General features: G+C 56.4%; 11 protein-coding genes. 5 read left to right on the top strand and 6 right to left on the bottom strand.

Annotated features, from left to right (window positions below; all coding sequences use genetic code 11):
* Positions 1-2 precede the first annotated feature (2 nt).
* From RDV48_23370 to tpx, 3 genes are all read left to right on the top strand, one after another.
* Positions 3-3968: a protein kinase gene (locus tag RDV48_23370; protein ID MDQ7825761.1), complete on the top strand. Its 3966-nt coding sequence runs from the start codon at positions 3-5 to the stop codon at positions 3966-3968.
* Between the two features lie 20 nt (positions 3969-3988).
* Positions 3989-5968 (top strand): VWA domain-containing protein, encoded by a 1980-nt coding sequence (locus RDV48_23365; GenBank protein MDQ7825760.1) that lies wholly within the window; start codon positions 3989-3991, stop codon positions 5966-5968.
* 163 nt (positions 5969-6131) lie between these two features.
* Complete coding sequence (gene tpx / locus RDV48_23360) at positions 6132-6656, top strand: thiol peroxidase (protein ID MDQ7825759.1); 525 nt, start codon at positions 6132-6134, stop codon at positions 6654-6656.
* A gap of 48 nt (positions 6657-6704) precedes the next feature.
* Here the strand turns inward: tpx and RDV48_23355 are convergent, their stop codons facing one another.
* From RDV48_23355 to RDV48_23330, 6 genes are all read right to left on the bottom strand, one after another.
* Positions 6705-7379 carry a hypothetical protein gene (locus tag RDV48_23355; protein MDQ7825758.1) on the bottom strand — a complete coding sequence of 225 codons (675 nt, stop codon included), beginning with the start codon at positions 7377-7379 and terminating at the stop codon, positions 6705-6707.
* A gap of 148 nt (positions 7380-7527) precedes the next feature.
* Positions 7528-8274 (bottom strand): ankyrin repeat domain-containing protein, encoded by a 747-nt coding sequence (locus RDV48_23350; protein ID MDQ7825757.1) that lies wholly within the window; start codon positions 8272-8274, stop codon positions 7528-7530.
* A gap of 27 nt (positions 8275-8301) precedes the next feature.
* Complete coding sequence (locus RDV48_23345) at positions 8302-9036, bottom strand: carbonic anhydrase (GenBank protein MDQ7825756.1); 735 nt, start codon at positions 9034-9036, stop codon at positions 8302-8304.
* A 49-nt stretch (positions 9037-9085) separates the two neighbouring features.
* A complete protein-coding gene (locus RDV48_23340; protein ID MDQ7825755.1) occupies positions 9086-9943 on the bottom strand; it encodes a universal stress protein in 858 nt (285 codons plus the stop codon).
* Between the two features lie 74 nt (positions 9944-10017).
* Positions 10018-11688, bottom strand: coding sequence for a carboxypeptidase regulatory-like domain-containing protein (locus RDV48_23335; GenBank protein ID MDQ7825754.1), 1671 nt, complete (start codon positions 11686-11688; stop codon positions 10018-10020).
* A 104-nt stretch (positions 11689-11792) separates the two neighbouring features.
* Entirely contained in the window at positions 11793-12776 is a 984-nt protein-coding gene (locus tag RDV48_23330; GenBank protein MDQ7825753.1) for a D-glycerate dehydrogenase, read from the bottom strand.
* Between the two features lie 170 nt (positions 12777-12946).
* Here RDV48_23330 and RDV48_23325 point away from each other — a divergent pair, with 170 nt between their 5' ends.
* Both RDV48_23325 and RDV48_23320 read left to right on the top strand, forming a co-directional pair.
* Positions 12947-13096, top strand: coding sequence for a hypothetical protein (locus RDV48_23325; protein MDQ7825752.1), 150 nt, complete (start codon positions 12947-12949; stop codon positions 13094-13096).
* A gap of 79 nt (positions 13097-13175) precedes the next feature.
* A complete protein-coding gene (locus tag RDV48_23320; GenBank protein ID MDQ7825751.1) occupies positions 13176-13637 on the top strand; it encodes an ankyrin repeat domain-containing protein in 462 nt (153 codons plus the stop codon).
* Positions 13638-13646 lie beyond the last annotated feature (9 nt).

Raw genomic sequence — 13646 nt, 5'->3', positions numbered from 1 at the left:
CCATGCTCAACCCGGGCGAGACCCTCCATGAACGCTACAAGGTGGTGCGCCTGATAGGAAAGGGCGGCCTCTCCTATGTCTATGAGGTGGAAGACCTGAAGCTTCCCACCACATGGGCCCTCAAGGAGTTTTACCCGAGGAATATAGACGAGAGTGAAATGGAGGGCGTGAGGGCCCAGTTCCGCGGCGAGGTGGAGCTCCTCTCGCGCCTTCACCACCAGCGCCTCCCTTCAATCAGCGACAGCTTCACCAGCAACGGAAGGGACTATATGGTGCTTGAGCTCATCAGGGGAAAAACCCTTGACGAGCTGCTCAATGAGAGGACTGAGCCTTTTTCCGAGGAGCAGGTGAGGGAGTGGACCCTTCAGATCCTGGAGATACTGGAGTACCTTCATGGGCAGTCCCCACCCGTGATTTACCGCGATATAAAGCCCCAGAACATCATCATCGTCCCGGACTTCGGGGTGCGCTTCATTGATTTCGGCATAGCCCGCCTTTTCAACCCCGTGAAGGAGCAGGATACGATTTTCATGGGGACGCCGGGCTTTTCCCCCCCCGAGCAGTTCAGGCAGCGCCAGACTGATTTCCGATCCGATATTTACAGCCTCGGGGCCACCATGCACTACCTGCTGACCCTTAAGGATCCGGGCCTGAACCCCTTCGATTTTGAGCCTGTATCTCTTACGAATCCCCAGGTGACTCCTCAGATGGAGAAGGTGGTGCAGAAGGCCCTGGAGGTCAAGGCGGAAAACCGCTTCCAGACCGCAGCCGATATGAGAAAAGTCCTCAAGGGGGAGCTTTCCTTCGAGGAGCTTTTCAGGCAGTCATTTCTCATCATAGAGCCCAGGGAGCTTTCCTTCGAGGATCTCCCGCCGGGGAAGGCTCATACCCGGGAGCTCACCATCAGGGACAGCGAGAAAAAGAATGTGAAGGCCAATATTTCCGCAGCCCACCCCGGTCTTGTGATAAAGCCGCCGCAGATGGACGCTCCCTCGGCAAAAGTCTCAGTGACCACAGTGCCGGGGAAGTTCCCGCGTGGAGAGCGCGTGGTCACTTCCCTCACGGTATCGACGGAGTTTTCCAAGATAACGGTTCCCGTGAGCGTAGCCTACAGGCCCACTTTGATAAGGGGCCTCTCGCCCGCTTTCGCGAGCATCATCTTTTTCTCGCTCCCCGTCTTTGCAGGCCTTTTCTGGGCTCATTTTCTTATGGCGCCGGGCCCTGAGCTTTCCTTCTTTTACCTCTTCATCATTGTGGCTCCGGCTCTCCTCTTCGCGTCTTTTCTTCCCGCGCCCTCAGTCACGAGGTTTTCACTTCTCCTTTTTGCAGTCATTCTTGCACTTTTCCATCTCTTGAATTACTCTCTGATGGCCCTCGCCTCTCCCGGCATGATGAATTTCAGGGAGGCGCCGCTCTCCTTCGCGCTTTTCACTGCATTCTCCGTATCGCTTCCCGCCGTGCTCTTTGTATGTGCCGGCGCCCTTTCCCGAAGCCAGAAAGGCGAGATGAAGCTTGTCATCCTCGCCTCATTTTACCTTTTCCCGCTCTTTTTGTTCGTGGCCCGCTCAGTCATCGGCAGATCAGGGTCCTTCGTCATTGATCACAGCGCTCTCTTTCTGACCATCTCGGCAGCGGCTGCCATATTTTTCTCGACCTGCTTTCTTTACCAGGCTCACCGCGAGGCGGGCGAGGGGAAGGCGCCGCCGGCACCGGGGCGCTTTGAAAAGCTTCTTCGCATTGCGACCGTGGGAGGCACCGCTCTGATTTTTGCAGCCCTCTGGTATCTGGCATGCATTGAGTACCATATGCTGTCAATGTCAGCAGACTTCCCTTATCCCCAGTCCCTCAGACTTTTCTCGGATTTTGCCCGCTACACGGTATTTCTGCCGGTCTTTCCGGGAGGATTCCCGCAGTCTTCGTCTCTCTCCCTCATCGGGATAGTGGCCCTTGCGTTCTTTGTATTCTCCCTCTTCCTGCCGCAGATAAAGGTGCCTGTCCGGGGTGCACTGTTCCTTCTTTTTGCCGGATTCTTTCTGAATTCTGTCGCTTGTGTCGATCAGATGTGCCGCCTCTCAAAAGGGCTTTTCATGCAGAGGCTCCTCTCTTCCCCCGACAAGATGATGCAGTACCTGGTAAATGCTGACGGGGCAGGCATTGAGCTGGAGAGTGTCCGCTATTACAAGATGCTCACCGTGGCGCAGAAAAGCGCCAGGACGGGGAATTATGACAGCGCTCTCAACAATTATCAAAGTGCCCTTTTCAACCTGCAGAAGAAGGATGCCGATCCCGTTACGAAAGGAAAGCTTGAGTTTCTTATCGATCAGATGCGGCTCAGGAGCCTTCATAGTGAGCGGGAGCGGATCCATTTTGACATGTTCAGGGATCTTACCGGGGGACCTCTGCCTGAAGGGTTTTCACCTGAAAAGCTCTCGTATTTTGCCGTGAAAGCAGCATTTCAGGAAGCAACCCCCGAAAATACCCCTCTCATAGTGCCTGAATCCTTCTTCTATTTCAGCATGGAGGGGAAATGCGTGCCTTTTTCCTCTGACATCGAGGTGCTCTCGGCCCTTCACTATTACCGGGGACTTCTGCTGGAGTGGGGCGGGGAGGTGAAAAAGGCTGAAAACGAGTTCTCAATCATGCATTCAATCCTTGGTAAAGCCAGACAGAGCGAGATCACGGCTTTTCTCAGGCAGGAATGGGATATGAGAAAAGCCCTTTTTGCCCTCTCGCCCCCGGGCAAGGGACCTGCTGCAGGCTATTACCACAGCCTCGGCTCCTTTTACCTCAGGCAGGAGCAGCCGCTGTTCGCCATGCATTACCTTCTTTACCTGTCTGAGCATTTTACCCTTCCGCTTTTTGAAAAAGGGGAGCTTGTGGAGGCTCTTTACACCGCAGGCGCAAGGGAGAAGGCCGACTTCCTTGTCGAGAGCTTCCGCGGCGCAGCGTCGGAAATGACGCCCGGGGGGAATCTGGAATATGCCTATCTTTCATCAATAATGCACTACGCAAAAGGTGAATACCGCAGTGCTCTTGCCAATCTTGACATGCTGAAGGCTGAGAGGCGCTTTACCGGGAGGCAGGATTACCATGATAAAGTGCTGCGCGCTGCCCTGGCACTGCGCCAGTGGGGCAGGGTGAAAGCCATCCTGGCGGAGAAAATGGCCTCCCATCCTGACAGGGTGGCCATGGATGACTATCTCAAGCTTGCATACGCCTGCGATATCACCGGTGAAATTGAAAAGGCCAGTCCTTTCTATGAAAAGTACCTTGCCCTTGCAGAAAAGATATCGCCTCTCCCCCCAAGGGCCGTGCTCGCCAGAAACAGGCTCGAAGGGGGGCCTTTCCCCAGTTATATCGTGATGGAGCAGATAGATTACCACCGTAACAGCCTCAAATACCGCGTCATCATCATGGGAGAGGGCGTCCCGCCCGAATGCCTCCCGGAGCTTACTTACTACCACGGAAAAAATGAGAAGCCCGCCATCACCGTGTCCGACAATATCTCGCTCGTGGCTCTCCGCTCTTTTTCCAACAGGAATTACACCAAGCACTTTAACAAGGTGGTCTTCAAGGATCCTGAGAACGAGAAGCGTGAGAAGACCTGGCGGTTCTCCATAGACTACAATTTCAACCGCGCCGATTTCTTTCCCTCGGAGTTCGGCTTTTCCGAGAAGACCATCTTCAACATGAAGTATGTAAAGGATGTGCCCAGGGGCTACAGGCTCCCGGAAGCTCACAGGGATAAGGGTATATACGTCATTGAGAGGCCGGGCCAGGCCCTTGTGGTCATACCGAGGTTCCAGTTTGACCCGCCTTACGGCGATTTCAAGGACATGGTCCAGGTTTATCACAATGTCACGTCGGAGGCCAATTTCCAGGAGCTTTTTCCCGCCGATCTCTCCGGCATCTTCTCAGTTGAAGGGGAGGAGGGCGGCGGGCCTCTCCCGGAGCGTTCCGGGGAGTAATTTTAAAGGGAGGTCATACTATGCTGAAGCTTTCTTATGAACTGAGCCACAGGCTTGTGTCAGATGCTGCGGCAAGCCGACTTTACGTGCTGGTGAAGATGTCGGCACCTGCCGTGGAGCGCGAGGAGCGCAAAGCCCTCAACCTCGGTGTCGCCCTTGACAGGAGCGGCTCAATGTCAGGCGCGAAGCTCGACTCCACCAAGCATTCCTCAAAGTTCCTCATCTCGCAGCTTTCAGGTGACGATATCATATCCGTGGTGATTTTCGACCATAGCGTGGAAGTGGTGATCCCCGCGCAGAAGGTGGCGAACAAGGACCACATGAAAGGCAGGATAGATCAGGTGGCCGTGGGCGGCAACACGAACCTCTCAGGAGGCTGGCTTGCCGCGGCTTCCGAGGTGCTGAAGAACTACAGCAAGGAGAAGGTGAACAGGGTTATCCTCCTCACTGACGGCCAGGCGAATGAAGGGATCAAGGAGGCGCCGGAGCTCATCGCCATAGCGGAGGACCTGGGGAAAAAAGGAGTCTCCACGACATCCATCGGCTTTGGTGGCGATTTCAACGAGGATCTGCTCAGGGGCATCGCCGAGGGGGGGAGAGGCAATTTCTATTTCATCGACACCCCTGAAAAGGCTCCCAGGACCTTTGCCGAGGAGCTCACGGGCCTCCTGGACCTCTTTGCCCAGAACCTCGTGCTCACCATCACCCCGTCGAAGCAGGTGGAATACGTGGGAATTCATCAGGACCTCAACGTGACGGGCGACCAGAAGGGCATAGAGATCTCCCTGGGCGATCTCTATGCCGGCGATGAAAAGAACGTCCTCGTGGAGTTCATCACGCCTGCATCACGCGCCGGGAGCGAAGCGGGCATCTCGGTGCTGAAGCTTGGCTACCAGCAGGTCTACGGTAAAGTTGCATTCAAGGAGGTCTCGGCCTTCGTGAAAGTGGGCTACGGCCACCATGACGAGGTAGCGGCCCAGACAATCAATCCCATAGTCAACAGGGAGCTCCTGATATGCGATTCCATTAGGGCAAGAAAGGACGCCGTCAATGATGCCGACAAGGGTGACCTTGAGAAGGCGAGGAAGAAGCTCGAGAGCTCCATTGACAACCTGAAGAAAAGCAGCTTTTCCGAAGACGAGTCTTTCCGTGAAGAGGTGAAAAAGATGGAGAGCCTCCTCGGGCATTATGGCTCCATTGAAGCATACCGGAGCATCGGGAGGAAGCAGTCGGTTTTTCAGAGCTACTATTCCTCCATGGGGAAGGGATCGGTCTCCCTGTCGCGGCTCAAGGTTGTGCCCTGGGAAGTGGCGGAGAGGCTCAAGAACGCCAAGGATGCCGTGATAGTCACAGGGGGTTTGCTGCAGGCTGAATACGGAGTCCCCCTGATCCGCGAGATGACCTATGAGAAAGAGGGTAACACGCTCTACCTCTTCACAAGCGGGACATTCATCGAGAACGAGGCGCTCATATGGAATGCCATCGGGGAGAAGCAGGGTGAAATAAAGGCATTGAAGTCTTTCCCTGTCTATAACCTGCTGGCCCGCCTGGAGAGCTTCTGGAGAATATGCACCGTGGTCACGGAAAACATAGACGGGATGCACCTGATTGCGGGGAACAAGAATGTCCTGGAGCTCAACGGGAGCATCTTCAGGCAGCGCTGCACGGGGGAGGGCCACAGGGTGGAGCAATCGCCGCCGGGCGCCGGCCTCTGCACCTGCGGGAGTCCTCTGAGGCCCGACATCGTGTGGCTTGACGAGGAAATGCCTGACGGTGTGAAAGCCGGGCTTGAGAAACGGCTCTCTCAGGCGGAAGTGATTATCCTCGTGGGAACGGCCCTTCACAGCCTTCTGGAGCCATTGAAAAAAGCCAGGGAGCGCGACGCTCTTGTCATTGACATTAACAATGCAAAGACCGATCTCACCGGCGAGGCGAACGTGGCGCTCACAGGAACCATCGGGGAGCTCTTCGCGCTGCTGTGGCTCCAGATAATGAAGTAAGACTGCCGGCAGTATTATTGCACGGAAGGAGCATTCACCATGGTTACGGTCTCTCTGTGAGAGAAGAGCTGAATACTTTGAGGGAGAAGTGCATCTCATAAGAGGAGGGAAAGGCATTACTTGATGGTTACGATAAAAATCAATATGGAGAGGAGTGACTGAAATGGAGAGAAAGAACGTAGTGACCCTTATGGGAAATCCGATGACCCTCGTGGGCCCCGAGCTGAAGGTCGGCGACAGAGCCCCCTCTTTCACGGTCCTGGATACTGACCTGAAGGAAAAAAGCCTCAAGGACTACGAGGGCAAGGTGAAGATACTGAGCGTGACCCCTTCGCTCAACACGCCTGTCTGCGAGCTGCAGGCGAAGCGCTTCAACAAGGAGGCAGCCGCCCTGCCGGGCGATGTGGCTGTTCTCAATATAAGCGTAGATCTCCCTTTTGCCCTGAAGGCCGTCTGCGCCGCCCAGGGAATAGACAGGGTGATGACGCTCTCTGATCACCGAGATGTCTCTTTCGGCACGGCTTACGGCGTGCTCATGAAGGAGCCAAGGCTTCTGGCAAGAGCGATTTTCATCATTGACAGGGACGACGTGATCCGCTATATCGAGGTGGTGCCGGAGATCACAAGCCATCCCGACTACGAGAAAGCCCTCAATGCGGCAAAAGATGTCATGGGTGTAAAAGCCTGAGAAAATTAAATAAGGCCAGGGGAATGGCCCCTGGCCTCTTTGTCACCTTCAGAGGTAAATCTCGTCGAGGCTCTCCCTGGGAAGGTCTTCAAAGGCCCTCATTACCGTCGTGAGCTTCGTGATGTTACCGTTATTATAAGCTGGCTCATCATCCTTGTTCCTGGAGCCCGCTGCCTTGGACTTGCTCTGGGAAGCTTTATTATCTTTCAGCATCGAGATGATCTGGCGGAGATCCTTGCGCGAGTAGTAATTGTCAGGTGCCTTGCTGAACTGCCGGTACTCGGTCTCAACCCACCTGGAGAGGTTCTCCACCATCTGCCTGCTTCTCTGCTGCATTGAGGGAGCCCCAGGCATGGCCTGCTGGTTGCTGTTGAGGGCACTGTTGAATTTGAACTGTATCTGGTTCGACCTGTCAAGCTTTGGCGGGCTTTTTTCCTGAGGGCTGCCCTCTCCCGCGGCCTTGCCCTGCGGGCCTTGTTCAGAGTTATCCTCCTCGGCGACATAGCGGCGCTCCACGCCCTTGGCATGCTGGCGCGCACTATTAGTTGCTTCCGGGCTCTTCTGGGGCGTCTTTGCCTCCGGGGACTTTTCCCCCTTTTCCAGGTCAGGAACCTGCTCATCGATATCAAGGGTCCTGTTCAGCTCCTGGCCCGTTCCCACCTGCTGGGGGAGGCCCACCATCTGGGACATCATTGCCACGTTGTTGAAAGTATTTACGTTCATGGTGCACCTTTCCGCCGTTTAAAGGAATATGACGATAACCTTCCTCTGCCGGATTATTGCGACAGGCACTGAAAAAGAGGTGAAAGGGCCCTGAAATATCGCTGAAAAGGTAAACAGGGCGTTACCATTCTGTAAAACTTGAGGAGAGCTACTGGAATTTTTTCGCGAAGGCGGGGAGGGGCGGAAGGTTCAGGGCATGCTTTCCCCTCGTGGCGCCGTATGCCTGAAGTATTCTCACAAACTCGGATTTTCCCTGGATTGAAGCGATATCAAGAGGGGTGTTCCCATAGTCCGTGAGGGCGTTCACCTCGCCACCGGCGGTAATCATCAGCTCCAGAATGTTGCGCCGCTCGTTGTTCTCCTCGCAGCGCACCAGCTCGTGGAGGGCCGAGAATCCCCACTTGTTTCTGAGGTTCGGGTCTGCCTTCCTGTTGATGAGGGCCTCAACAATCCTGATATCACCTCTCCAGGCTGCCATGTGCAGGAGGGAATAGTCTTGCTCATCGCGGGCCTCGACAAGGTCCGGATCATCTTCGAGAAGCCTGTTTATCCTGTCGGTGTTCCCCTCGAGAACGGCCTCGATTATCTCCTGGGGGTCAATGGCCTTGAAGATTGTCTCCTCCGGTGTGGGTGAGAGGGAAGGCTTTGGCGTGGCTTTCGCCGGCGTTCGGGTGGCCCGCGGCGTGAGCCTTGGCGTGACCTTGAGCGTAGGGTAGCCCTGGGGGCTCGAGGTGGCTTTTTTTTGCGGAGTGGGTGAGAAAGCAGGCTTCGTCGGTGCCGAGAAAGCTCCCGTGCCGGCAGGGGAAGGCGTCTGCGGGGGAGCCTTTGCCCCTTTCCCGCAGGAGCAGAGGGACAAGGCAGCAATCATGATGAGGAGAAAAAACTTATGTCCCATTCATCAAGCCTCCCGGCAGGCCCGGAGTTAATAATAGGTTCCCTTGGTGCTCTTCCCGGCTTTCTCAATGAGCTCTTTTTCCCTTGGATGGGAGCCGAGCCATGTCACCTTCCCCGAGTCCAGGTTATAAAGGGCGCCAACCACCATGAACGTTCCTTTCCCGGTGCCGGCCTTCGCCTCCCCGCTCTCATTGAAGAGATCCTCTATGGAGAGCCAGACATTCTCTATGGCGCACTCGTACACGAGCTGCTGCCCCTTCAGCTCCTTTTTCCTCTCTCTTACCTTTAGAACGGCGGGTTTTATCCTTTTGACTATGCTCTGCAGGTTGCCGCTGACCTCCGCCCCTTCAGCAACGGTGGAAATGGCGCCGCATTTCGAGTGGCCCATGACCACCAGGAGGGGCACCTTGAGATGGGAGAGCGCGTATTCAACGGATCCCATCACTTCAGGAGTCATGACGTTTCCCGGGAGGCGGATCACAAAGATGTCGCCTATCCCCGCGTCGAAGACATGCTCCACGGGGACCCTGGAGTCGGAGCAGCTGAGCACCATGGCGAAAGGACGCTGCCCCTTCTGCGAGACTTCGGTGATGCGCGCCTTGTCCTGGCGGGGAAAAGTCCTTTTTGAGGCCAGGAACCTCCCGTTGCCGGCCTGCAGCATCCTGTAGGCCGTCTCGGCGTCGAACCGGGGAGCCTCTTCCTTGGCTGAAAGGGGCATTGCAAGCAGCACACAAAGGGCTATAACGGGGAACAGCTGTTTCATAGGTCCTCCTCCAGTGATATCTCGTCCCTGTTCAACTCCATGCAGGCCCCTAGGCGTTGCACATGAGGACAGGCATATCGGCTGACCTGAGAACTTTTTCTGTCGTGGAGCCGAGGAAAAGCTCCTTTACCACATTGTCACCATATCCCCCTATGGCAATCCAGGTGGCTCCCTTCTCATGCGCCGTCTTAATGATGCTCTCCGTCACGTCGTCATGCTTGCAGACTTTCTCGACGGCCACTCCGTAAGGGGCAAGATAACGGGAAGCTTCTTCCATAACGGGAAGGGCGTCATGCTCATTCTTCTTTATGGTGAGGATCACGACCTTTTTCAGTATGGTCTCGGTAAAATTTCCCAGGAAAGCAAGGGCGTTATGGGAAGACCGCGAGCCGTCATAGGCGAGGAGGACGGTATCGCCGGGGAATTTGTCGTTGCATACTGCCATGATGGGCCTGTTGGCCTTGTGAATCACGTTGAAGACGGATTTCTGCAGGTCACTGCAGGTGCCTTCGTCACCCTTGAGCACCTTGGCGATCACCGCCATGTCGCACTGCCTTATCTCCTTGATGAGCTCCTCATTGAGGTTACCCTCGCGGTTTTCATAGGTGCGGCTTCCCTCGATGGTGCCTTGAAGCTCATCATACCAGGTCTGAGCCTGGGCCTGGTCTTTTTCAATCTCTTCGCGGACCATCTTGAGCTCTTCGTCGGGAATCGCTATTCCCGGCATATCGAGGGAGACGGCTCCCAGGGATTTACCCGCAATGATGAGCTCCCTCATCCTGGAGAGGTCCTCGATATGGACGGCGCGGAGGCTGGCCTTCAAGGTATTGGCAAGCTTTGCAGCCACGAGAAGGGCGTTCCGCGAGTGAGGAGAGCCTCCCATGGGCACAAGAATATTCTTTATCATGGCTATACCCCTTTCTGGAGAATCTTCGGTATGATACTTCTTCTCCCTGGGATGATTCTTCCCCTTCAAGGGCCTCAGAAGGGCGAATCGATGGTTTCTGTCTGATCGGTGGAGTACATCTTGCGATACCAGGAGTTATGGAGGCGGCCTCCGCCGTCGCTGCTCTTCCACGTTATCTCCACTATGTAGGTCTGTCCCACCATAGCACCATCGCACTCGAGCTGGAACCACTGGTCGCCGTAATTGGAGTCCCAGTCGTTATACCAGTGGCGGTTGAAATTGCCCCATTCATGGACGTCAATTTTTGAGACCCACCAGTGGTGATCCTGATCGTCGTAAGCGTCCGCGACGATATGGAGGGTGCCGCGCTCTGGTTTCGCAGTGCCTGCCTGCCGGCGCTGGCTGCTCGTGCCGTCGCCCCAGGTGTCATCCTGTGAGGTTTGCTGCGGAGCGCTTGATTTTGAGGAGAGGGTGATAAGGACTGAGTCGGTCTCGCCTGCCCTCAGGTGCACGTCGCCTTTCCCGGTGTTGTAGCCCTGGAGAGTCGCCGTGAGCCCATGAACCCCGGGGGGCACATTGGTGATGGAGTAAGTTCCGTCATCCCGGGAGTACGCCGAGAGGCCGTTGTCAAGCAGAATCCTCGCCCCCCTGAGGGGGGTGGCGTCTGACGCCTGGACCTTGCCTATCACGGTGCTGAAGGCAGGGGCAAGGGAGGCTTCCTGCACGGTGAGGGCCACGGCATTGCTGGGGACTCTCCCCGCATGGACCACCACTTTCCCCGACTGGGCGTAAGCAGGCACGCGGGCTTCTATGCGGCTGTTGCTCCAGCTCATAATCTCGGTGCGGGCAACGGGGAGCTCCCCTATGAAAAGCTGGCCCGGCTCATTGCCGAAGCCCCTTCCCTGGACGGCAAAGATCTCACCGGCGGGGACCCCCCGGGCGGGCACGAGGGCGGTGATGACAGGGCCCTCCTGGGCCGGGGGCGCCTGAGCCGGGGACGCCTGTGTCGGGGCGGCTCCCCCGGGCGCTCCTTCTGCCGCTGCTTTTCTTCCCCTGAGCACAATCTTGAGGGGGTGCCACGCATACACCCAGGCTCCACCGAGGGGCTTTGTCACTGCTCTCTCGTCGAGGTTCACCGTCACGAAGGCGCCATTGTAACGGTAGAACACAGGTGAGAGCCAAGGGCTCCCCGGGTCTGCAGCTTCGCTGAGTGATCTCGCAGTGCTCCCGCTCATTATTGCAACGCGGGAAAGGGGAACAGGCTTATCAGAGGGGCAGCCTATGAGGTTCCATCCCGTAGCGAGATCGACGGATCGCACCTGGGTGGTGTTCTTAAAGCCTGTGGCACTTGCTGTCACCGGTGTTTCAGAGTATGCAAGGTATGCCCACCTTGTATTGACAGCAGCGGGGTAGTGTACGGGATCGATGGCATAGTAATTTCCGCCGGCATAGTGGTAAAGCATATGGGTGAAGCCGGAGCAGCTCTTCAGCGATGAGAAGGGGAACGAGATGATGTTCCACCCGGGGGCGAGGGAATAGGTGACAGTGACAGGCGCTCCCCCCTGCCCGCCACCGGGGGGATGATCCTCGAGCTCGTCAAAAGGGAAGGCGCCGGTGAGGGGAGGGGCTTCGGCCGGTATTCCCGGCGGGAGGCCCGGATCAACGGTATTCTGGCACAGCACCGTATGCCCAAGGAGAAGGAAGATGACAATCAGGGCACCTGCAAAGGGAGCGTCTCCCCTCATTTCGACCAGCCCTGTGTCGCGTCCCGTTCCTGACTGCCCATGAGTAAAGCCTCCTTGCGGTATGATTGGAATGATACTCTCATGATTTCAATGCGGGAGTCTCTTCACCTTCCTGGGGAGAGAACTTCAGGGTTCACCACGTGGGGAGGCCTTTCTCCCTCCATGGCGGCTATGAGGTTCTGCGCGGCGATCTCGGCCATAAGGGTCCTTGTCTTTACCGTGGCGCTTGCCGTGTGGGGTGCAAGGATCACGTTTTCAAGGGCGAGGAGCCCCGGGTGTACCTGGGGCTCCTTCTCATAGACATCAAGAGCTGCCCCCCTTATCGAGGCGCTGGCGAGAGCTTCCGCAACGGCTTCCTCGTCAACGATGGGGCCTCTCGAGGTATTTATCAGGAAGGCGTCTTTCCTCATAAGGCCCAGCTCCCTGGCGCCGATAAGGTGCCTGGTCTTCTCCGTGAGCGGCACATGGAGCGTGACAAAGTCGCTTGCCTGCAGCAGCTCGTCGAGAGGCGCATAACGGGCCGAGAGCATTGTTTCCTCCCCGGCAGAGAGCGGCTTTGTGGAATGATAGATCACTTCCATGGAAAATCCCGCGGCCCTTTTCGCAACAGCCCTTCCAATCCTTCCCATGCCCACGATGCCGAGGGTTTTCCTGTGAATATCCTCACCCAGAAGGAGCATGGGGCCCCACCCCTGGAAGCGCCCGGCCCTCAGGAAGCGCTCTGATTCAGGAATTCTCCTCGCGATGGAGAGCATGAGGGCAAAGGCGAAATCGGCTGTGGTCTCGGTCAGCACGCCGGGGGTGTTCGTCACTACAATGCGCCTTTCTGTCGCGGCTTTCACATCGATATTATTGAATCCCACGGCGTAATTGCTGATGACCCGGAGGCCCGGTGCCGCGTCCATGACGGCGCTGTCCACGGTGTCAGTGAGAAGCGAGAGGAGGGCCTGCTTGCCCTCGATCCCCTCCATGAGCTCCTGGCGGCTCATTACCCTGTCATGGGGATTGATGGTGACGGAATAGCGGGAAAACAGAGGGGCCATCCCTTTATCCGGGAGCCTCCTTGTGACAAGGACCGCTGGCTTCATGGGAAGCGATACTCCTTTCCGTCACTCCGGGGCTTCCTTGCTTCGATGCTGTCCGGCATACTATTCTTCACTCTGCTGATGCGCCCCTGCTATTCAAGGAAAATCCATGGTCCTGGAAGGAGTGAAGGCCTGTTCCCCGAAGATTCATTTCAAGGTGACACATTGCCACGGTGCTGGCAGATCTTGAGGGGTGGATGGAGGCCCATGGGTATGACTCCCTTCACAGGATATACAGGATAATGAGCCAGAAGGAGACAGGTGATCCCGACTCCTATGAAAGGGCCCAGTACATAAGGATCATCGGGGTCTGGAGGAGCTGACTTTCCTGCAGGTGTAATCCTGCAGAGGGCAAAATATTGAGGGGGGCACTCTTCAGGGTGCCTTGGCACAGGGGGCATTATGCTTATAAATGTGATGATAGGGCTGGGTTTCCTTATCGCGATTCTCGTGACTCTCTATTATGTGCTCCACCTTGCTCAGGCGGGGAATATATGGATCGTGGCAAAGAGCGGCGAAGTCCCAAAGGTGAAGGTTCTGCTGAGAGACAGGCCGGGCCTGGTGAACTCCCGTGACAAGGACGGGAAAACTCCTCTTCATTATGCCGCTGAGGGCGGGCACCTGGAGATAGTTGATATCCTCATCACCAGGGGGGCCAATGTGAAAACCGAATGCAACGTGGGCATGACGCCTCTCCACCTGGCGGTGATGAATGCCCACCGGGAGGTATCCCTTCTCCTTATCAACAGGGGTGCCAATATCAACGCGCGCAGCAAGTTCGGCCTCACGCCCCTCAAGGTCGCCAGGACATCAAATAAGCCCCATATGGTGGAGATCCTGAAGGAGTATGGTGCCAAGGAGTAAGGCATGGAG

Source organism: Candidatus Eremiobacterota bacterium (genome assembly GCA_031082125.1).
Classification (GTDB): domain Bacteria; phylum Vulcanimicrobiota; class CADAWZ01; order CADAWZ01; family Ess09-12; genus Ess09-12.
The sequence above is the reverse complement of the archived record's forward strand: the minus strand, read 5'-3'. Positions and strand labels throughout refer to the sequence as shown.

Bases quoted from the DNA above. Each gene is read 5' to 3' on its own strand.
- RDV48_23335 (MDQ7825754.1), bottom strand. From the start codon at position 11,688: ATGAGGGGAGACGCTCCCTTTGCAGGTGCCCTGATTGTCATCTTCCTT.
- tpx (MDQ7825759.1), top strand. From the start codon at position 6,132: ATGGAGAGAAAGAACGTAGTGACCCTTATGGGAAATCCGATGACCCTC.
- RDV48_23355 (MDQ7825758.1), bottom strand. From the start codon at position 7,379: ATGAACGTAAATACTTTCAACAACGTGGCAATGATGTCCCAGATGGTG.
- RDV48_23345 (MDQ7825756.1), bottom strand. From the start codon at position 9,036: ATGAAACAGCTGTTCCCCGTTATAGCCCTTTGTGTGCTGCTTGCAATG.
- RDV48_23330 (MDQ7825753.1), bottom strand. From the start codon at position 12,776: ATGAAGCCAGCGGTCCTTGTCACAAGGAGGCTCCCGGATAAAGGGATG.
- RDV48_23350 (MDQ7825757.1), bottom strand. From the start codon at position 8,274: ATGGGACATAAGTTTTTTCTCCTCATCATGATTGCTGCCTTGTCCCTC.
- RDV48_23320 (MDQ7825751.1), top strand. From the start codon at position 13,176: ATGCTTATAAATGTGATGATAGGGCTGGGTTTCCTTATCGCGATTCTC.
- RDV48_23340 (MDQ7825755.1), bottom strand. From the start codon at position 9,943: ATGATAAAGAATATTCTTGTGCCCATGGGAGGCTCTCCTCACTCGCGG.
- RDV48_23370 (MDQ7825761.1), top strand. From the start codon at position 3: ATGCTCAACCCGGGCGAGACCCTCCATGAACGCTACAAGGTGGTGCGC.
- RDV48_23365 (MDQ7825760.1), top strand. From the start codon at position 3,989: ATGCTGAAGCTTTCTTATGAACTGAGCCACAGGCTTGTGTCAGATGCT.